Below are 18,676 nucleotides of genomic sequence, written 5' to 3' on the forward strand. Positions count from 1 at the left end.
CCTGCGGGGCACGAGCCAATTCAAGTACTTAAGCGTTCCCGTTGATGAATCACATCAGAAATTTTTCGATCATTGCGCACATCGACCATGGGAAGTCGACGCTCGCAGACCGCTTGATCCAGCGTTGCGGAGGCCTCGCCGAGCGCGAGATGGAAGCGCAAGTTCTCGACTCGATGGACATCGAGAAAGAGCGTGGGATAACCATCAAGGCGCAGACCGCGGCACTGCACTACAAGGCACGCGATGGGCAGGTCTACAACCTCAATCTGATCGACACACCGGGGCACGTCGACTTCTCTTATGAAGTGAGTCGCTCGCTGTCCGCATGCGAAGGCGCGCTGCTCGTTGTCGATGCGAGCCAGGGCGTCGAAGCGCAGACGGTGGCCAACTGCTACACCGCACTCGATCTCGGTGTCGAGGTGGTGCCAGTGCTCAACAAGATGGACCTGCCGCAGGCCGACCCCGACAACGCGAAGGCCGAGATCGAGGACGTGATCGGCATCGACGCGGGCGATGCAATTCCGTGCTCTGCGAAGACCGGCATGGGCATCGACGAGATTCTCGAGGCCATCGTGGCCAAGGTGCCGCCGCCGCGCGGCAATCCCGACGCGGCACTGCGCGCGATGATCGTCGACAGCTGGTTCGACGCCTATGTCGGCGTGGTGATGCTGGTGCGCGTGGTCGACGGCCGCCTGGCGAAGGGCGACCGCATCAAGATGATGGCCTCGGGTGCGAGCTACAACGCCGACAGCCTCGGCGTCTTTACTCCGGCAACCGAGACGCGCCAGTCGCTCGAGGCCGGCGAGGTGGGCTTCATCATCGCCGGCATCAAGGAGCTGCAGGCCGCGAAGGTGGGCGACACGGTTACGCAGATCAAGACCGGCAGCGGCGGTGCGGCCGCCACTGCCACCGAGGCTTTGCCGGGCTTCAAGGAGATCCAGCCGCAGGTGTTCGCCGGACTCTATCCGACCGAGGCGAGCGAGTACGACTCGCTGCGCGACGCGCTGGAGAAGCTCAAGCTCAACGACTCCTCGCTGCACTACGAGCCGGAGGTGTCCCAGGCGCTCGGCTTCGGCTTCCGTTGCGGCTTTCTGGGCCTGCTGCACATGGAGATCGTGCAGGAGCGCCTCGAGCGCGAGTTCGACCAGGACCTGATCACCACGGCCCCCAGCGTGGTCTACCAAGTCGTGAAGAACGACGGCGAGGTGATCATGGTCGAGAACCCATCGAAGATGCCCGACGTCGGCCGCATGGCGGAGATCCGCGAGCCCGTCGTGACAGTCCATCTCTACATGCCGCAGGAATACGTCGGCTCGGTGATGACGTTGGCCAACCAGAAGCGTGGCGTGCAGATGAATATGGCCTACCACGGCCGCCAGGTCATGCTGACCTACGAGATGCCGCTGGGCGAGATCGTGCTGGACTTCTTCGACAAGCTGAAGTCGGTCAGCCGGGGCTACGCATCGATGGACTACGAGTTCAAGGAGTACCGCGCCTCGGACGTCGTCAAGGTCGACATCCTGCTCAACGGCGAAAAGGTCGACGCGCTGTCGATCATCGTTCACCGCAGCCAGAGCCAGTACCGCGGCCGGGCGGTCGTTTCCAAGATGCGCGAGATCATCAGTCGCCAGATGTACGACGTTGCGATCCAGGCCGCCATCGGGGCCAACATCATTGCGCGTGAGACAATCAAGGCCCTGCGCAAGAACGTGCTCGCCAAGTGCTACGGCGGCGACATCACCCGCAAGCGCAAGCTTCTCGAGAAGCAGAAGGCGGGCAAGAAAAGAATGAAGCAGATCGGCTCGGTCGAGGTCCCGCAAGAGGCCTTTCTCGCCATCCTGCAGGTCGAAGACTAAGAACGCGGTATCGATGGCATTTCTCACCTCCCTGATCCTTGCGGCTTTCGTTGGTTATATCGGTGCCTGGTACTTCGGTGCGGTCGAAGGCAACTTCGCGCTGCTGCTGTTCCTCGCCACCGTGGTCACGGGCCTGTACTGGCTGGCGGAGCGCTTTTATTTCCTGCCTCGGCGCCGGAAAGCGGCCGAGGCGCTGGAGAGCTCGCTGGCCAAACGGCGAGAAGAGCTGACTCGCCAGGGCATCACCCAGGTCGACACCACGGACCCCAAGGCGCGCGAACGCCTGCTCCTGCAGCCCTGGTGGCTCGACTGGACGGCAGGCCTCTTCCCGGTGATCCTGGCGGTGTTCCTGCTGCGCTCCTTCCTGGTCGAGCCCTTCAAGATTCCCTCTGGCTCGATGATGCCCACGCTGCTCACGGGCGACCTGATCCTGGTCAACAAGTTCACCTACGGCCTGCGCCTGCCCGTCATCAACACCAAGATGACCGACGGCACCCCGCCGGCTCGCGGCGACGTGATGGTGTTCCGCTACCCGCCCAAGCCGAGCATGGACTACATCAAGCGCGTGATCGGTGTGCCGGGTGACGAAGTGGCCTACCTGAACAAGAAGCTCACCATCAACGGCCAGCCGGTCAGCAAGCAGGCGGAGCCCGACTATTTCGACGAGGAGGCGATGCGCTACCTCAAGCAGTATTCCGAGGACCTGGGCGGCAAGAGGCACATGCTGCTCAATGACGAGGGCCGTCGAGCCGGCCTTTCGGAAGCTGAAATCATGGCGTTCCCGAACCAGGAAAATTGCCGCTACAGTGTCGAGGGCTTGGTGTGCAAGGTGCCGCCGGGCCACTATTTCATGATGGGCGACAACCGCGACAACTCGCTCGATTCGCGCTACTGGGGTTTCGTGCCTGACAAGAACATCGTGGGCAGGGCCTTCTTCGTCTGGATGAATTTCGGCGACCTCAAGCGCATCGGTGGGTTCCAATAATCGGGGTTTTGGAGGGAAAGAGGGCATGAGAGCAAGTCAATCCAGGCGGCGCCAGCGTGGCATATCGTTCATCGGGCTGTTGTTCGTCGCCATCGTGCTGGCCAGTGTCGGCGTGGTGGTGGCCCAGGTCATCCCGACGCTGATCGAGTACCAGGCGATCACCAAGGCCGCGAACAAGGCCAAGGAGGGAACGACTGTTCCCGAGGTCCGGGCGATCTTCGACCGCGCTCAGGCCATCGACGACTTCCAGTCGGTGGCGGGCAAGGACCTCGACGTCAAGAAGGTCGGAGACAAGGTCGTGGTGTCCTTCGCCTATGAGCGCGAGATCCACTTGTTCGGGCCGGCCTATCTGACGCTCAAGTACGCAGGCCAATCCAACTGAGATGGACGCCCACGGGGTCGCGACCAAGCCCTTGCGTCTCCCTGTCGAGGGGCTGCGCATGCCCTGGCGCAACGCCTCGACGGGCCGGCCGTGACGGGCAGTGGCCTTGACGCGCTGCAGGCGCGCCTCCAGCATTCCTTTTCCGACCCGCGGCTGCTGCAGCGCGCATTGACGCACCGCAGCTTCTCGGCCGATCACAACGAACGCCTCGAGTTCCTGGGTGATTCGGTGCTCAACCTCGCGGTCGCCCACCTGCTCTACGAGCAACTGTCGCAATTGCCCGAGGGCGACCTGTCCCGGGTGCGGGCCAATCTGGTCAAGCAGGACACCCTGCATCAACTGGCGCTCAAGCTGGCACTGTCCCCTCTGCTGCGGCTGGGCGAAGGAGAAGCGCGCTCCGGCGGGCCGAACCGCCCCTCGATCCTGGCCGATGCGTTGGAGGCGTTGATCGGGGCCGTCTACCTCGATGCCGGCTACGGGCCGGCAGAGGCGCTGGTGCGACGGCTCTACGAGTCCGTTGCCATCACGCCGCGCATGGACGCCGCGGCCAAAGATCCCAAGACGGAATTGCAGGAATGGCTGCAGGGCCACAAAATGAAGCTGCCGGTCTACCGCGTGCTCGGCACGCTGGGCGCGGCGCACAAGCAGACCTTCGATGTCGAATGCGAGGTGCCCGAACTGGGTTTGCGCGAACGCGGCATCGGCGGCTCGCGCCGCGCCGGCGAGCAGGCCGCGGCCGCCGCCATGTTGATCCGGCTCAAGGCGCGCGCAGGCGCTGTAAAGGCATCCCCATGAACCATCCCATCGAATCCGATCCGATCCCTCCCGCAGCGGGCGCGGGGCCGAGCCCATCCGCCGGCCAGCGCTGCGGCCTGGTGGCCATCGTCGGCAAGCCCAACGTGGGCAAGTCGACGCTGCTCAATGCGCTGGTGGGCCAGAAGATCAGCATCACCTCGCGCAAGGCGCAGACGACGCGGCACCGCATCACCGGCATGCGTACGCGTGGGGTAACGCAGTTCGTTTTCGTCGACACGCCGGGCTTCCAGACGCTGCACGCCAACGCGCTCAACCGCTCGCTCAACAAGACCGTGGTGGGCGCGGTCTCTGACGTGGACCTGATCCTCTTCGTGGTCGAAGCCGGTAGTTTCACCGCGGCCGACGAGCGGGTGCTGAAACTGCTCGGCACCGGCATTCCGACGGTACTGATTGCCAACAAGCTCGACAACGTGCATCGCCGCAGCGAGGTGGCGCCGTGGCTGCAGGACATGCAGGGCCGGCACGCCTTCGCCGAGTTCGTTCCGATGTCGGCCAAGAATCCGAAGGATATCGAACGCCTGTTCGGCATCTGCGAAAAGTACCTGCCGGAGCAGCCCTGGTGGTATGCCGAGGACGAGCTCACCGATCGCAGCGAACAGTTCCTCGCGAGCGAGCTGGTGCGGGAAAAGCTGTTCCGCCTGACGGGCGACGAGCTTCCCTACACATCGACCGTGGTGATCGACAAATACGAGGAGGAGCCGCCTGCCCGCAAGGGCCAGAAGCGCCTGCTGCGCATCGCCGCAACCATCGTCGTGGAGCGTGACAGCCACAAGGCGATGGTGATCGGCGACAAGGGCGAGCGCATCAAGCGCATCGGCATGGAAACGCGGCAGGAGCTCGAAAAGCTCGCCGACGCCAAGGTCTTCATCGAGCTGTGGGTCAAGGTGCGTTCGGGGTGGGCCGACGACGAGGCACGGGTGCGTTCATTCGGATATGAATGAACATGCCCCAGGGTGAATGGCTACCCACCGCGTCTCGCATGAACCGGCCTATGTGCTGCACCGGTACGACTGGAGCGAGTCGAGCCTGATCCTGGAGGTCTTCACCCGCCACCACGGACGCATCGCCCTGGTGGCCAAGGGGGCCAAGCGGCCGAGCTCCAACTTCAGGCCGGTGCTGCTGCCCCTGCAGCCGCTGCAAGTCAGCTACGGCGGCGACGCCGAAATCCGAACGCTCAAGGGGGCCGAGTGGATGGGTGGCCATGTGATGCCTACCGGCGAGGCGCTGCTGTCGGGCTACTACCTGAACGAACTGCTGCTGCGCTTGCTGGCGCGCGACGATGCGCACGAGGCGTTGTTCGACGGTTACGCGATCCTGGTGCAGGTGCTGGCCGGCGACCACGGGGGCGCCCAGGCTGCCACCCAGGCCGCCGCGCTGCGGGCCTTCGAACTGCTGCTGCTGCGCGAGGTCGGGCTGTTGCCGGTGCTCGATATCGAAACACTGACGCTGGCGCCCATCCACGCGCAGACTCGGTACTCCCTCGTGCCCGAGGCCGGCCTGCGCATCGCCGCCGAGGACGAAGCCGCACTCGAGGGCGCCGACTGGCAGGCCCTGCAGCGCACGCTGGAGGAGCGCGCGCCGCTGGCCGCCACGCTGCGCCACGTCGCGACCATGAACGCCGGCGCCAGCAGCGCCCTGCGCAACCAGCTGCGCGTGCTGCTCAACTACCATTGCGGTGTAAGCACCCTGCGCACGCGCCAGATGATGAGAGACCTGCAAGCCCTATGAGCACTTCCCTGTCGATCAATCTCAACAAGGTGGCGCTGGTGCGCAACACCCGCTCGCTGGGCATCCCCAGCGTGCTCTTTGCCGCCGCGATGTGCCTGGATGCCGGGGCGCACGGCATCACGGTGCACCCGCGGCCCGACCAGCGCCACATCCGCCCGCAAGACGTGCAGGACCTGTCGGAGCTGCTGCGCAAGGACTGGCCTCGGGCCGAGTTCAACATCGAGGGCAACCCGTTCCACAACCTGATGGACTTCGTGCGCGAGCTGCGCCCGCACCAGGCCACCTTCGTTCCCGACGACGTGGCCCAGTCGACCAGCGACCACGGCTGGACCTTTCCCGACGATGCCGATCGGCTGCGGCCGCTGATAACCGAAGCCAAGACCCTGGGGGTGCGCGTGAGCCTGTTCATGGACCCTGAGCCGGACATGATGGCGGCCGTGAAGGCGGTCGGTGCCGACCGCATCGAGCTGTACACCGAAGGCTATGCCGCCTCGCGCGGTACCTCCAGGGCGGACGCGGTGCTGGCGCTCTACGCCGAGGCCGCCCGCGCCGCGCAGGCCGCTGGGCTCGAAGTCAATGCCGGTCACGACCTCAGCCGCGACAACCTCACCGAGTTCCTGCGGGCTGTGCGCGATGTGCGTGAGGTTTCGATCGGCCATGCCTTCGTCTCCGATGCCCTGGAGCTCGGTTACGCCGCGGCCACGCGGGACTACCTGCACTGTATTCGAGAGGCCGCGTGATCTACGGCATCGGCACCGACATCTGCGACATCCGCCGCATCGCCGCCACCTTCGAGCGCCAGGGTGAGCGCTTCGCGCAGCGCGTGCTGAGCGAGGCCGAACTCAAGGTCTGGCGCGCCCGCAGCGCCCGCTGGCCGAAGCGCGGCCTGCGCTACCTGGCCACGCGCTTTTCCGCCAAGGAGGCCTTCAGCAAGGCCATCGGCATGGGCATGCGCATGCCGATGAGCTGGCGGCTGTGCGAGATCGCGAACCAGCGCAGCGGCAAGCCCGTGATCGTGCTTCATGGTGTGTTGAAGGACTGGTTCGAAGCCGAAGGCCTGGTCGCGTACGTGACGGTGACCGACGAAACCGACTATGCGGCCAGCTTTGTCGTGGTCGAACGCAAGCAATGACCGAACAGAATTCCATGCACGCCCCCTTGATCATCGACGTCGCGGGCACCGCGTTGAATGCCGCCGACCGCCGCCGCCTTGCCGATCCACTGGTGGGCGGCGTGATCCATTTCGCGCGCAACTGGCAGGACCGGGGGCAGATGAGCGCTCTCAACGCGGAGATCAAGGCGCTGCGACCCGACATCCTGGTCTGCGTCGACCATGAAGGAGGACGCGTGCAGCGTTTCCGCTCCGACGGCTTCACCCTGCTGCCTTCCATGCGCACGCTGGGCGAGCTCTGGATGCGCGATCCAATGCGTGCCACCCAGGCGGCCGTCGCCTGCGGCCATGTGCTGGCCGCCGAGCTGCGCGCCTGCGGCGTCGATTTCAGCTTCACGCCCGTCCTGGACCTGGACTATGGCGAAAGCAGCGTGATCGGCGACCGCAGCTTCCATCGCGATCCGCGCGTTGTCGCGCTGCTGGCCCGCAGCCTGGCGCACGGCCTGCTGCAGGCGGGCATGGCCAACTGCGGCAAGCATTTTCCGGGGCATGGCTTCGTGCGTGCCGACTCGCACGTGGCGACTCCCGTGGACCGCCGCAGCCTCAAGGCGATCCTGGCCGACGATGCAAAGCCCTACGACTGGCTGGGCGGCACGCTGGCTGCGGTCATGCCGGCGCATGTGATCTATCCGAAGGTCGACGCCCGCCCGGCAGGCTTCTCGCCGAAGTGGCTGAAGCAGATCCTGCGCGACCGGTTGGGGTTCGACGGGGCGGTGTTCAGCGACGACCTCAGCATGGAGGCCGCGCGCAGTATCCAAGGCGAATTGCTGAGCTACACCGATGCCGCGCTCGCCGCACTCGATGCAGGCTGCGACCTCGCGCTGCTGTGCAATCAGAGCATCGGTGAGAGCACGGTGCTCGACGAAGTGCTCGACGGCTTTGCAGCAGCGCGCCGCAACGGCGGCTGGAAGCCGGAGGCCGTCCGCGAGGCGCGCCGGCGCGCTCTGCTGCCGCGGGGCGATGCGCTCGCCTGGGACGACCTCATGCGCTCGCCGGCCTATCGGCAGGCTGCCGCGACGCTGTCCGGGCTCTGAGCTCGGTCAGGCTGTCGTCGACCAGAGTGCGGATCCGCCATTCTCCAGATGCGTCAGGTAGAGGCGCAGGTCGAACTCGAACTGGTGATAGTCCGGCTCCATGTGCATGCAAAGCTGGTAGAAGGCCTTGTCATGCTCGCGCTCCTTCGTGTGCGCCAGTTCGTGAACCACGATCATGCGCAACCATTCGATCGGCACTTCCTTGAACAGGCTCGCCACGCGGATCTCGCGCTTCGCCTTGAGCTTGCCGCCCTGCACGCGCGAGATGGTCGTGTGAGTGCCGAGCGCGTTGCGAATCACGTGCAGCTTGTTGTCGAAGGCAACCTTGGCCAGCGGCTCGGCGTTGCGCAGGAACTCGCTCTTCAGTCCGCTCACGTAGTCGTAGAGCGCGCGGTCGGTCCGGATGCCATGCACGCCGCCGTAGCGCTTCAGCAGCCAGTCGCCGAGCCGGCCCTGCGTCGTGAGCTGCTCGACCTGGGCGCGCAGCGACGCGGGGTAGGCGGCCAGGTACTTCATGCGGGTCGCGGCATTCCGGCGCCGGCCGCCGTATAAGCCAGGCCTGCGGCCACCCCGCCGAAGAGATCGCCTTCGATGACCTGCGTGCCCGGGAAGGCCTGTCGCAGCGCGCTCTGGAAGGGGCGCAGGGCCGAGGAGCCGCCCGTCAGATAAAGGGCGTCGAGCTGGTCTCCCCGCAGGCCTGCACGCGCGACGCAATCGCGGGCACACGCGATGACGTTGTCGAGCTGAACTGCGATCTGGCGGTCCATGTCGTCGGCCGTGAGCATGGCGCTCAGCTTCGGCTCTGCGAAGGACAGGTCGATCGACACGTCGTTGCTGGTCATCGAACTGCGGATCTTGGCCTCTTCCACCTCGCTGGCAATGCGATGCCCCTGCCGGTCCGAGAGCACGTTCATGAGCCGGTCGTGCAGCCGCGTATCGAGGTAGTTGACGCGCAGTTCCTGCGCCTGCCGCATCGCCTTCGGCGCATAGAGCCAATTGATCAGATGCCATGAGGACAGGTCGAAAAAGGTCCTGCTCGGCACCTCGCGGCCCTGCGGGCCGATGTGGCGGAAACCGAAATGCGGCATCACGCATTCGACGCTGAGCCGCTGGTCGAAGTCCGTGCCGCCGATGTGTACGCCTGTGGTGGCCAGCACGTCGCCGGATCGATCTGCTATGGCGATCCGCCCTGGGCCCAGGCGTACCACGGTGAAGTCGGAGGTGCCACCGCCGATGTCGACGATCAGCACCAGCGACTCGCGGGTGACGCGCCGCTCTTGGTCGAAGGCGGCTGCGATCGGCTCGTACTGGAAGTCGACGTCGCCCAGCCCGGCGTTCCGCGCGGCCCGGCGCAGCGTGGCTTCGGCCTCGCGGTCGCGCGCCGGATCTTCGTCCACGAAATGCACCGGGCGGCCGACGACGACCCGCGCGGGCCGGGCGCCGAGCTGGCGGTGGGCGCGTGCGGCAAGCTCCGACAGGAAGAGGGCGATGATGTCCTCGAAGCTGACCCGTTGATGGCCGATCTCCGTCTGGTCCTGCATCAGCGCGCTGCCGAGCAGGCTCTTGAGCGATCGCATCAGCCGGCCTTCGGTGCCCGCCAGGTACAGCGCGATCGCCTCGCGGCCGAAATGCGTGCTGCGGTCCTCGGTGTTGAAGAAGACCGCGGTCGGGATTGTCGTCGCCGATCCCTCCAGCGGCAGCGGGCGGGCGAGCTCGCTCCCGGCCACGCACGCGACCGCGGAATTGGACGTGCCGAAGTCGATGCCGAGGACGGGCGCCTGTGTGCTCAAGATTCCCGGCGCAATGCAGGAAAAAGGATCACGTCACGGATGCTGGGCGAATCGGTCAGCAGCATCATCAGCCGATCGATACCGATGCCGCAGCCGCCGGTCGGCGGCATGCCGTACTCCAGCGCGCGCACGAAGTCGTGGTCGAAGAACATCGCCTCGTCGTCGCCGCTGTCCTTGGCCGAGACCTGGGCATTGAAGCGCGCGGCTTGATCCTCGGCATCGTTGAGTTCGCTGAAGCCGTTGCCGAACTCCCGGCCGGTGATGTAGAGCTCGAAGCGCTCGGTGACCTCCGGGCGCTCGTCGTTGGCGCGCGCCAGGGGAGAGATCTCGGTCGGATGCTCCATGATGAAGGTCGGCTGCCAGAGCTTCTCTTCCACCGTCTCCTCGAAGTACATGACCTGCAGGCTTGCCAGGCTGCGTTGGGAGAGTTTGTCCTTTTCCTCGCTCAAGCCGAGCTTGCGAAGCGCATCGCGCAGCCAAGCGGGATCGCCGGCGTTCGCGCCGGCCTCGGTGTGCCTGGCGATCGCCTCGCGGATGGTGAGCCGCTCGAAAGGCTGGCTCAGGTCCACCGGCTTGCCCTGGTACTCGAGCTGCAGGTTTCCCACGCTCTTCTGCGCAATGGTGCGGATCAGCGTTTCGGTGAAGTCCATCAGGTCGCGGTAGTTCCAGTAGGCCGCGTAGAACTCCATCATCGTGAACTCGGGATTGTGCCGCACCGAGATGCCCTCGTTGCGGTAGCTCCGGTTGATCTCGAAGACGCGCTCGAAGCCGCCGACGATCAGGCGCTTCAGATAGAGCTCGGGCGCGATGCGCAGGAACATCTCCTGGTCCAGCGCGTTGTGGTGCGTCTTGAAGGGCTTGGCGTTGGCGCCGCCCGGGATCGGGTGCAGCATCGGCGTCTCGACCTCGAGAAACCCGTGGGCCACCATGAATTCCCGCAGCGCGCTTACCGCGCGGCTGCGTGCCACGAAGCGCTCGCGCGCCGACTCATCGGTGATCAGGTCAACGTAGCGCTGCCGGTACTTCTGCTCCTGGTCGGTCATGCCATGGAACTTGTCGGGCAGGGGGCGCAGGCTCTTGGTCAGCAGGCGCAGCCGGGTCACCTTGACCGATAGCTCGCCGGTCTTGGTCTTGAAGGCGGTGCCTTCGGCGCCGACGATGTCGCCCAGGTCCCAATGCTTGAATTCGGCGTAGGGCGCTTCGCCGACGGCATCTCGCGTGACGTAGAGCTGGATGCGGCCGGTGGCGTCCTGCACCGTGGCGAAGCTGGCCTTGCCCATCACCCGCTTGAGCATCATGCGGCCGGCGACGCTCACGGCGATCGGCGTGGCTTCCAGCGCCTCGGGCTCTGTGTCGTTGTGCGCCGCGATCAGCGCTGCCGCGCGGTCGGCAGGCTTGAAGTCATTCGGAAAGGCGACGCCCTTGCCCTCGGCCTGCGCGGCGCGCAGCGCCTTCAACTTCTCGCGCCGTTCGGCGATGAGCTGGTTGTCGTCGTGGGCGGAGGCTGGAGAGGGGAGGGCGTCGGACATGAGGGGAAAAGTAGGAGCGCGGGTAGTCGCGCGCAACCGGCCATTTTAGCCGCCGGTATCCTGCAGCCCGGCTGCCGGGCTACTTCGTGATGCCGGTGCGCACGAGCAGGTCGCCCACCAGCTCGAGGCGCATCAAGGGGCTATCCAGCTCCATCAGCCGCTGCTTGAGCTCAGGCGGCACGGGCAGCAGCTCGCACCATCGATTGGCCACCCAGCCGCAATCGTCGAAACGGAAGGGCGCCTGAACCGGCAACCTCACTTGCTCGCCGCCCTCGCTGCGGCGCCGCTCCTCAAGGGTGTCCACCAAGCGGCGCAGCGCGTCGGAGACGGCTCGAAGGTCATCGGGCACGGCGAGCGCCACGTCGTCGGCGACGGTCTCGACCTCCGCGGTCCAGAGCCCATGCGTCTGCAACGCGCTGGTGCGCACGCGGAATCGCTGTGTGCCCACGCAGGCGATCTGCATCAGCCCGACCTGCGGGACGTCGAACTCGCGGATTTCGGCGAGCGTCCCGACGCCTGCAAAGCGCTCGGCCTCCGCGCCCGCGCGGCGGACTTCGGCGCCCTGCGTCAGGCTGACCACACCGAAGGGCGTGCCGGCCTTGTGGCATTTGCCGATCATGTCCAGGTAGCGCACCTCGAAGATGCGCAGGGGCAGGAAGCCACCCGGAAAGAGCACGGTACCGAGCGGGAACAGGGGCAGTGGCTGCGGGAGGGGTTGAATCGTCATCGAGGAACCTTGCGTGGCTATCATCGCATTCCGTTCACGACAGCGCGCCATGTTCTACCAGATCCCTTCGTTCCTTCTCGACGTGATCGTCGGCCTCCTCGGCGGGGCGTGTCTGCTGCGCCTGTACATGCAGTACCACCGCGTGCCCTTCGGCAACCCGCTGGGGCGCTTCGTCTTCGCGATCACCGACTGGATCGTGCTGCCGCTGCGGCGCGTCATACCCGCAGTCAAACGCTGGGACCTGGCGAGCGCCGCGGCTGCGTGGTTGCTGGTGATGCTCAAGTTCCTGTTGCTGTGGGCCTTGATGGGGGCGCTCGGCCGCTGGGCGATCCTGCCGCTGGTGTCGCTGATTGGGCTGATGCAGCTCGCGGTGTCGGGCCTGACCGCGCTGTTGATCGTCTACGCGGTTCTCTCGTGGATTCCGAATGCATCGTCGATGCTCCAGGACCTGATCGGGCGCTTGGCCGAGCCGTTGGTGCGGCCGCTGAGGCGCTTCATTCCGTTGGTGGGCGGCGTGGACTTGTCGCCGCTCGCTGCCATCGTGCTGCTCCAGGTGGGCGCCATCGTGCTGGGAAGCCTGATGGCGACGGTCTTCGGGATGGGACGCTAGCCCGGTCAGACCACTGCGTCGGCCGGCTGGCGCAGCAGCATTGCCAGCGTGTTGGCGACCGTCTTGCGCAGCTCGCGCCGATCGCAGATGAAGTCGATGGCACCCTTGGTCTGAAGGAATTCGGCGCGCTGGAAGCCTTCGGGCAGCGTCACCCGCACAGTCGATTCGATCACGCGCGGGCCGGCAAAGCCGATCAGTGCCTTGGGCTCGGCGATCACCACATCGCCCACGAAGGCGAAGCCGGCGCTCACCCCGCCCATGGTGGGGTCGGTCAGCACGCTGATGTAGGGCAGGCCCTTCTTGGCCAGGCGCGTGAGCGCCGCGTTGGTCTTGGCCATCTGCATCAGCGACAGCAGGCCTTCCTGCATGCGCGCGCCGCCGGTGGCGGTGAAGCAGATGAAGGGCACCTTCTGCTCGATCGCGGTTTCGACGCCGCGCACGAAGCGCTCGCCGACCACGCTGCCCATGCTGCCGCCCATGAAGTCGAACTCGAAGCAGGCCACAACCACGTTGATGCTGTGGACCGAGCCGCCCATTACCACCAGTGCGTCGGTTTCGCCGGTGTTTTCGAGTGCTTCCTTGAGCCGCTCGGGGTACTTGCGGCTGTCCTTGAACTTGAGGGCGTCGACCGGCAGGACTTCCTGGCCGACTTCATAACGGCCTTCCGAGTCCAGGAAGGCATCGATGCGCGCACGCGCGCCGATTCGGTGGTGGTGGCCGCAACTCGGGCACACGTTCTGGTTGTGCTCGAGGTCGGTCTTGTAGAGCACGGTGTCGCAGCTCGGGCACTTGATCCAGAGGCCTTCGGGCATCTGGCGCCGCTCGCTCGGGTCGGTAGGCGCAATCTTGGGCGGAAGCAGTTTTTCAAGCCAGCTCATGGGGGCTCCAGTTCGAAGTTCTCGCGAAGCAAGCCTTCGCGGCGAGTAGCTCTCCTCTCCCGCCCGCGGGAGAGGGGCTGTCGGCGAAGGCAAACGCCCGCATTATCGGCCAGCCGCATTCTTGGCCGTCGCGGCCGGCAGCGCGTCCAGCGCTTCCCGAATCTCGGACAAAAATTCGCTCACGAGCGGTACCACTCGCTCGCGCGGCTGCCCGTCGATCAGCTGAATGATGCGGCTTCCGATCACCACGGCGTCCGCCGTCGAGCCGACCGCCTGCGCACTGCGGGCATCGCGGATGCCGAACCCCACGCCCACCGGCAACTTCACGTGCTCGCGGATGCGCGGGATCATCCGGCCGACCGCCTCGGTGTCGAGGTGACCGGCGCCTGTCACGCCCTTGAGCGAGACATAGTAGACATAGCCCGTGGCGATACGGCCGACCTGCGCCATGCGCTCGGGCGTGCTGGTGGGGGCCAGAAGGAAGATCAGGTCGATGCCGTGCGCCTGCAAGCCGGCGGCGAAGTCCTCGCATTCCTCGGGCGGGTAGTCGACCACCAGCAGCCCGTCGACGCCGGCGGTCGCTGCATCGCGGATGAAGCTGCCCTTGCCATGCACGCCGTTGTATCGCTCGATGGGGTTGGCGTAGCCCATCAGCACCACCGGCGTCGCGTCGTCTTTGCGGCGGAAGGCGCTCACCATGGCCAGCACCTGCTTCATGCCGATACCCAGCGCGAGCGCGGCCTCGCCGGCTGCCTGGATCACAGGGCCGTCGGCCATCGGGTCGGAGAAGGGCACGCCGAGCTCGATCACGTCGGCGCCTGCTTCAACCATGCCGTGCATCAGCTCGGGGGTGATGTCGGCGTAGGGAAAGCCGGCCGTGACATAGGGAATCAAGGCCCTGCGGCCTTGTTCGTGCAGGCGCTCGAAGGTGGCGGCAATGCGGCTCACTGGAATACCTTCGCCGTCGGCTGCGGTGCTATGAGCCTTCTGGGCGGCCGTGCGGCTCATGCTTTGCCTCCCTTCACGCTGAGGCCGCGCATCGACGGCCGGTCATAGAAGTCCACGCCGGACAGGTCGGCGACCGTGCCGATGTCCTTGTCGCCGCGGCCCGAAAGGTTGACCAGGATCGACTGGTCGGGTCGCATGGTCTTCGCGAGCTTCATCGCATAGGCCACTGCGTGACTGGATTCGAGCGCCGGGATGATGCCCTCGGTGCGGCACAGGTAGTGAAAGGCGTCGAGGGCCTCGGCATCGGTGACCCCCACGTACTCTCCACGGCCGATGTCGGCCAGGTAGGCATGCTCGGGCCCGACGCCGGGGTAGTCGAGCCCGGCGCTGATGCTGTGGGTCTCGGTCACCTGCCCGTCCTCGTTCTGCAAGAGGTAGGTGCGGTTGCCGTGCAGCACGCCGGGGCTGCCGCGCAGGATCGAGGCAGCGTGCTTGCCGCTGTCCAGGCCTTCGCCGGCTGCTTCGACGCCGATAAGGCGCGTACCCGTGAAGGGGATATAGGGATGGAAGATGCCCATCGCGTTGCTGCCGCCGCCCACGCACGCCACCACGACGTCCGGCTGCCGGCCCTCCGCCTCGCCGACGATGCCTTGTGCCGCCAGCATCGCCGGCATCTGCGCAATGCACTCGTCGCCGATCACGCGCTGGAAGTCGCGCACCATCATCGGGTACGGATGCGGGCCGGCCACGGTACCGATGATGTAGAAGGTGTTCTCGACGTTGGTGACCCAGTCGCGCATCGCTTCGTTCAGCGCGTCCTTCAGGGTCTTGCTGCCCGATTCGACCGGGACCACGGTCGCGCCCAGCAGGTTCATGCGATAGACGTTCGGGCTTTGCCGCTTGACGTCCTGGCTGCCCATGTAGACCACGCATTCGAGCCCGTAGCGTGCGCAGATGGTGGCCGTGGCCACACCGTGCTGGCCGGCGCCGGTCTCGGCGATCACGCGCGGCTTGCCCATGCGCCGGGCAAGCATCGCCTGCCCGATGGTGTTGTTGATCTTGTGAGCGCCGGTGTGGTTCAGGTCCTCGCGCTTCAGGTAGATCTGCGCGCCACCCATCTCACGGCTGGTTCGTGCCGCGTGATAGATCGGCGAAGGACGGCCCACGAAATGCGCGAGCTCGTGGCGGAATTCCGCCTGAAACTCGGGGTCGTCCTTGTACCTCGCGTAGGCCTCGCGCAATTCGTTGATCGCGTGCGTCAGCGTCTCGCTGGCGAAAGTGCCGCCATAGATGCCGAAATGGCCGCTCGGATCGGGTTGGTCGTAGCTGTTCATGGTCTCGATCGGTGGGCGGGCCGCCGGACGATCGAGTCGGGCGACGCGCTAGGTCAATGCATCGGCCGCCCGTACGGCGGCCACGAATTCGCGGATCTTCGCGGCGTCCTTGATGCCCTTGGCGGCCTCGACGCCGGAGCTCACGTCAACGGCCAGCGACTTCGCGGCCGTGCGCAACCGGCGAATGCCATCGCCCACGTTTGCAGGTGCGAGCCCACCACTCAAGACGAGGTGAGCGTCGACGGCGGGTGGAAGAAGTGACCAATCGAATGCCTTGCCGCCACCGCCATAGGCTTCGACATGGGCGTCGAGCAGGATGGCCAGGGCGTGGGAGTAATCGGAGGCGTATTTTACGAGGTCGAAGCCCGCCCCGGCAGCGCCGAGCGGAATGCGGGCTGCGCGCATGAAGCGGTGGGCACCGCGGCCGCTGGCTTCCCAGCATTGGCCGGGAGATTCATCCCCGTGGAACTGGGCCATGGCGCCAGGCACGCCTCGCAGGGCCGCCAGAGCCGCAACTGCCGGCTCGTTGACGAACAGCAGGACCGGCGTAACGAATGGCGGAAGTCGCGAGGCCAACTGGCGCGCGCGGTCCGCGGTCACCGCGCGCGGGCTGGCTGGGTAGAGGACGAAGCCCACAGCGTCGGCGCCGGCCTCAACCGCGACATCCACGTCCTGTTCGCGCGTGAGCCCGCAGATCTTGATGCGTGTGCGGGCGGTGGAGGGTGCGGCGCTCATGGCGGGCCATCATACGTAGCGCCACCTGCCTGCAGGGTCGCCTCGGGCGGAAGACCCCATCCGGCGTCGTAGAGCGGTCCGAGGAAGTACAGGCCGTTGGGCGAGAAGGTCGGAGCGGCGACCAGGCGGCTGCGCGCCTCCAGCACGCTGCGCATCCATTCCGGCGGGGCCTTGCCGTGGCCGATGCGGACCAGGCAGCCCATGATGTTGCGGATCATGTGATGCAGGAAGGCATCGGCCTCGAATTCGAAGTGCCAACGGCAGCGGTCGTTTTCGCCCCGCCGCGTGATCTCGATGCGCCTCAGCTCCTTGACGGGCGACAGCGCCTGGCAGGCAGAGGCTCGGAAGGAGCTGAAGTCGTGCCGGCCCAGCAGCATGGCCGCAGCGGCGCGCATCGCGTCGCCGTCAAGCGGGTGGATGGACCAGCCGACCCGGCCCGCGTCCAGGCTCGGGCGCACCGGCGACTGGGACAGCACGTAAAGGTAGCGCCGCGTCAGGGCGCTGGCGCGGCAATGGAACTGGCCGGGCACGGGCTGTGCCCATTGCACCGCGATGTCGTCCGGCAGGAAGCGATTGGTGCCGCGGACCCAGGAAACCGGCTCGCGCTCGACCGAGGTGTCGAAGTGCACCACCTGCATCAGCGCGTGCACACCGGCATCGGTGCGCCCGGCGCATAGGGTGGATATGGGCTGGTCGGCGAAGCGTCCCAGCGCGGCCTCCAGCTTGTCTTGGACGGTGCGGCCCGAAAGCTGGCTCTGCCAGCCTTCGTAGGCTTGGCCCTGGTAGCGGACGCCGAGGGCCAGCCTCACCGGGGGATCGGCGCCAGCACGCCGCTCAGCGCAGTTGGCCGAGCAGTTGCTTGGCTTCGGCCTTCACTTCGCCCGAGCCCTCGGCGGCCACTTCCTCGACCAGCGAGCGGGCACCCTCTACATCGCCGAGCGCCTTCAGTTCGCGCGCGAGCGACAACTTGATGGCATGAGGACTTTCGCCGCTTTCCTCGGCCACGGGCTCCAGGCGGCCGCGCTCAGTGTCGGCGGGGGAGCGCAGCCCGGCCATGGAGCTCATGTCGAACTCGATGAAGCCGGAGTCGCCCGGCAGGCCTGCACGCAGGGTCGCCGGCTGGCTCATGTCTTCGTTCGAACTCAATGGAGCGCGCACCGTCGTAGGCTCGAGGAAACCGGGGGCGGTGTCGAAGTCGTTGTGCAGGTCGAGCTTGGCGGTCGGGGCGCTGGGTCCTGAATGGCTTCCATTCGTCAGCGGCGCGCGCGGCGGCTGCGCGGGCACCTGGATCTGCGTTTGCGGGAGGCTGGCGCTGACGGGAGCGGGCGCCGGGGGTTTGCTCAGATCCAGGTCGAAATCCAGCGGGGCGACCGAAGGCACGAAGGCCGGGGGCGGCGCGGCGACCACCGGAGCCGGAGCCGGCGCCGGCGCGGCAGCCTGTGCTGCTGGCGCTGCTGTTGCGGCAGCCAGGGTGCCGGCGAAAGCAGCGGCTTCCGCCGATGTGACGTTTCGGCCGCCCGATTCGTACAGCGGATTGCCGGGGTCCAGCTCCTTGCCCATCTCCGCCACGCGGTTCCAGTCGCTGCCGGTGCCGCCGGTCAGCTTGTGCACGTCCGACGCGAGCGCCTCGTAGGCACGCAGGTCGCGGCGCTTGGTGTGGATCTCGAGCAGCTTGAGGTGGATGGCGGTGCGCTCGGGAGTCACGCGCAGGGCCTCGCGCAGGATTTCCTCGGCCTGCAGGTCGCGGCCGTAGGCCAGGTAGACGTCGGCCTCGGCCACCGGATCGACATCGCCTGCGTCGAGCTGGCTCGGCGAGTAGGACAGGGAGGAAACGACCGAATTGCCCCGGTTCTTGGTGTCCACCGACTCGCCACCGCTGGCGCCGAAAAAGGAGTCCTTGGGGATGCGGCTCTCGAGGAACACGCTCTCGCCGGCTTCGCGACGCTTGCGGCCCAGGACGCGGTAGAGCAGGAAGCCGACCAACAGCGCGATCAGCGCGGCGCCGCCGAGGATCAGCGGATTCGCGAGCAGCTCGTCCAGGAAGCCGGGGCCGGGAGCAGGAGCGGGCGCCGGGGCCTTGGTGGCGACCGCCGCCGGCGCTGGCGCAGGAGCGGGTGCCGTTGCGGCGGCGGAAGCAGCTGCCTCGGGTGCGG

Annotated in this window: 20 protein-coding genes; 10 read left to right on the plus strand and 10 right to left on the minus strand. The window is 66.6% G+C overall.

Annotated features, from left to right (window positions below; all coding sequences use genetic code 11):
• The first annotated feature begins 44 nt into the window (after nucleotides 1-44).
• From lepA to nagZ, 9 genes are all read left to right on the plus strand, one after another.
• On the plus strand, nucleotides 45-1,856 hold the full coding sequence (gene lepA / locus APY03_RS16860) for a translation elongation factor 4 (protein ID WP_068678329.1): 1,812 nt from the start codon (nucleotides 45-47) through the stop codon (nucleotides 1,854-1,856).
• A 13-nt stretch (nucleotides 1,857-1,869) separates the two neighbouring features.
• A complete protein-coding gene (gene lepB / locus APY03_RS16865; RefSeq protein ID WP_068678330.1) occupies nucleotides 1,870-2,841 on the plus strand; it encodes a signal peptidase I in 972 nt (323 codons plus the stop codon).
• Between the two features lie 25 nt (nucleotides 2,842-2,866).
• The gene (locus APY03_RS16870; RefSeq protein ID WP_068678331.1) at nucleotides 2,867-3,223 is read left to right on the plus strand and encodes a DUF4845 domain-containing protein; all 357 of its coding nucleotides are present in this window, start codon (nucleotides 2,867-2,869) and stop codon (nucleotides 3,221-3,223) included.
• 90 nt (nucleotides 3,224-3,313) lie between these two features.
• Complete coding sequence (gene rnc / locus APY03_RS16875) at nucleotides 3,314-4,018, plus strand: ribonuclease III (RefSeq protein ID WP_068678332.1); 705 nt, start codon at nucleotides 3,314-3,316, stop codon at nucleotides 4,016-4,018.
• Nucleotides 4,015-4,980, plus strand: coding sequence for a GTPase Era (gene era, locus APY03_RS16880; protein ID WP_068678333.1), 966 nt, complete (start codon nucleotides 4,015-4,017; stop codon nucleotides 4,978-4,980). Before rnc ends, era begins: the two co-directional genes overlap by 4 nt.
• Before the next feature lie 16 nt (nucleotides 4,981-4,996).
• Nucleotides 4,997-5,767, plus strand: coding sequence for a DNA repair protein RecO (gene recO, locus APY03_RS16885; RefSeq protein WP_068678334.1), 771 nt, complete (start codon nucleotides 4,997-4,999; stop codon nucleotides 5,765-5,767).
• Nucleotides 5,764-6,507 carry a pyridoxine 5'-phosphate synthase gene (locus APY03_RS16890; protein ID WP_068678335.1) on the plus strand — a complete coding sequence of 248 codons (744 nt, stop codon included), beginning with the start codon at nucleotides 5,764-5,766 and terminating at the stop codon, nucleotides 6,505-6,507. The genes recO and APY03_RS16890 overlap by 4 nt, the downstream gene beginning before the upstream one ends.
• Complete coding sequence (gene acpS / locus APY03_RS16895; protein ID WP_068678336.1) at nucleotides 6,504-6,899, plus strand: holo-ACP synthase; 396 nt, start codon at nucleotides 6,504-6,506, stop codon at nucleotides 6,897-6,899. The genes APY03_RS16890 and acpS overlap by 4 nt, the downstream gene beginning before the upstream one ends.
• A 14-nt stretch (nucleotides 6,900-6,913) precedes the next feature.
• A complete protein-coding gene (gene nagZ, locus APY03_RS16900; protein WP_443082825.1) occupies nucleotides 6,914-7,972 on the plus strand; it encodes a beta-N-acetylhexosaminidase in 1,059 nt (352 codons plus the stop codon).
• Nucleotides 7,973-7,978: 6 nt separating this feature from the next.
• Here nagZ and APY03_RS16905 read toward each other — a convergent pair whose 3' ends face one another.
• The 4 genes from APY03_RS16905 to APY03_RS16920 all read right to left on the minus strand — a co-directional run bounded on the left by APY03_RS16905 (nucleotide 7,979) and on the right by APY03_RS16920 (nucleotide 12,018).
• Nucleotides 7,979-8,488: a YgjP-like metallopeptidase domain-containing protein gene (locus tag APY03_RS16905; protein WP_068678338.1), complete on the minus strand. Its 510-nt coding sequence runs from the start codon at nucleotides 8,486-8,488 to the stop codon at nucleotides 7,979-7,981.
• Nucleotides 8,485-9,765 carry an Hsp70 family protein gene (locus APY03_RS16910; RefSeq protein ID WP_083944425.1) on the minus strand — a complete coding sequence of 427 codons (1,281 nt, stop codon included), beginning with the start codon at nucleotides 9,763-9,765 and terminating at the stop codon, nucleotides 8,485-8,487. The genes APY03_RS16905 and APY03_RS16910 overlap by 4 nt, the downstream gene beginning before the upstream one ends.
• Nucleotides 9,759-11,291: a lysine--tRNA ligase gene (gene lysS / locus APY03_RS16915; RefSeq protein WP_068678340.1), complete on the minus strand. Its 1,533-nt coding sequence runs from the start codon at nucleotides 11,289-11,291 to the stop codon at nucleotides 9,759-9,761. The genes APY03_RS16910 and lysS overlap by 7 nt, the downstream gene beginning before the upstream one ends.
• 79 nt (nucleotides 11,292-11,370) lie before the next feature.
• On the minus strand, nucleotides 11,371-12,018 hold the full coding sequence (locus tag APY03_RS16920; RefSeq protein WP_232081131.1) for an LON peptidase substrate-binding domain-containing protein: 648 nt from the start codon (nucleotides 12,016-12,018) through the stop codon (nucleotides 11,371-11,373).
• A 49-nt stretch (nucleotides 12,019-12,067) separates the two neighbouring features.
• Between APY03_RS16920 and APY03_RS16925 the strand changes: the two genes are divergently transcribed.
• Entirely contained in the window at nucleotides 12,068-12,628 is a 561-nt protein-coding gene (locus APY03_RS16925; protein WP_068678342.1) for a YggT family protein, read from the plus strand.
• 5 nt (nucleotides 12,629-12,633) lie between these two features.
• Here the strand turns inward: APY03_RS16925 and accD are convergent, their stop codons facing one another.
• From accD to APY03_RS43915, 6 genes are all read right to left on the minus strand, one after another.
• Nucleotides 12,634-13,506 carry an acetyl-CoA carboxylase, carboxyltransferase subunit beta gene (gene accD, locus APY03_RS16930; RefSeq protein ID WP_068678343.1) on the minus strand — a complete coding sequence of 291 codons (873 nt, stop codon included), beginning with the start codon at nucleotides 13,504-13,506 and terminating at the stop codon, nucleotides 12,634-12,636.
• Between the two features lie 102 nt (nucleotides 13,507-13,608).
• Nucleotides 13,609-14,454 carry a tryptophan synthase subunit alpha gene (gene trpA / locus APY03_RS16935; RefSeq protein ID WP_068678373.1) on the minus strand — a complete coding sequence of 282 codons (846 nt, stop codon included), beginning with the start codon at nucleotides 14,452-14,454 and terminating at the stop codon, nucleotides 13,609-13,611.
• Nucleotides 14,455-14,510: 56 nt separating this feature from the next.
• Complete coding sequence (gene trpB / locus APY03_RS16940) at nucleotides 14,511-15,788, minus strand: tryptophan synthase subunit beta (protein ID WP_068678344.1); 1,278 nt, start codon at nucleotides 15,786-15,788, stop codon at nucleotides 14,511-14,513.
• Nucleotides 15,789-15,836: 48 nt separating this feature from the next.
• Nucleotides 15,837-16,523 carry a phosphoribosylanthranilate isomerase gene (locus tag APY03_RS16945; protein ID WP_068678345.1) on the minus strand — a complete coding sequence of 229 codons (687 nt, stop codon included), beginning with the start codon at nucleotides 16,521-16,523 and terminating at the stop codon, nucleotides 15,837-15,839.
• Entirely contained in the window at nucleotides 16,520-17,332 is an 813-nt protein-coding gene (gene truA / locus APY03_RS16950) for a tRNA pseudouridine(38-40) synthase TruA (RefSeq protein ID WP_068678346.1), read from the minus strand. The genes APY03_RS16945 and truA overlap by 4 nt, the downstream gene beginning before the upstream one ends.
• Nucleotides 17,333-17,357: 25 nt before the next feature.
• Nucleotides 17,358-18,676, minus strand: a 1,319-nt coding sequence (locus APY03_RS43915) for a FimV/HubP family polar landmark protein (RefSeq protein ID WP_332307388.1), incomplete at its 5' end; no start/stop codon positions are given.

The organism is Variovorax sp. WDL1 (genome assembly GCF_001541225.1).
Lineage (GTDB): Bacteria > Pseudomonadota > Gammaproteobacteria > Burkholderiales > Burkholderiaceae_C > Variovorax.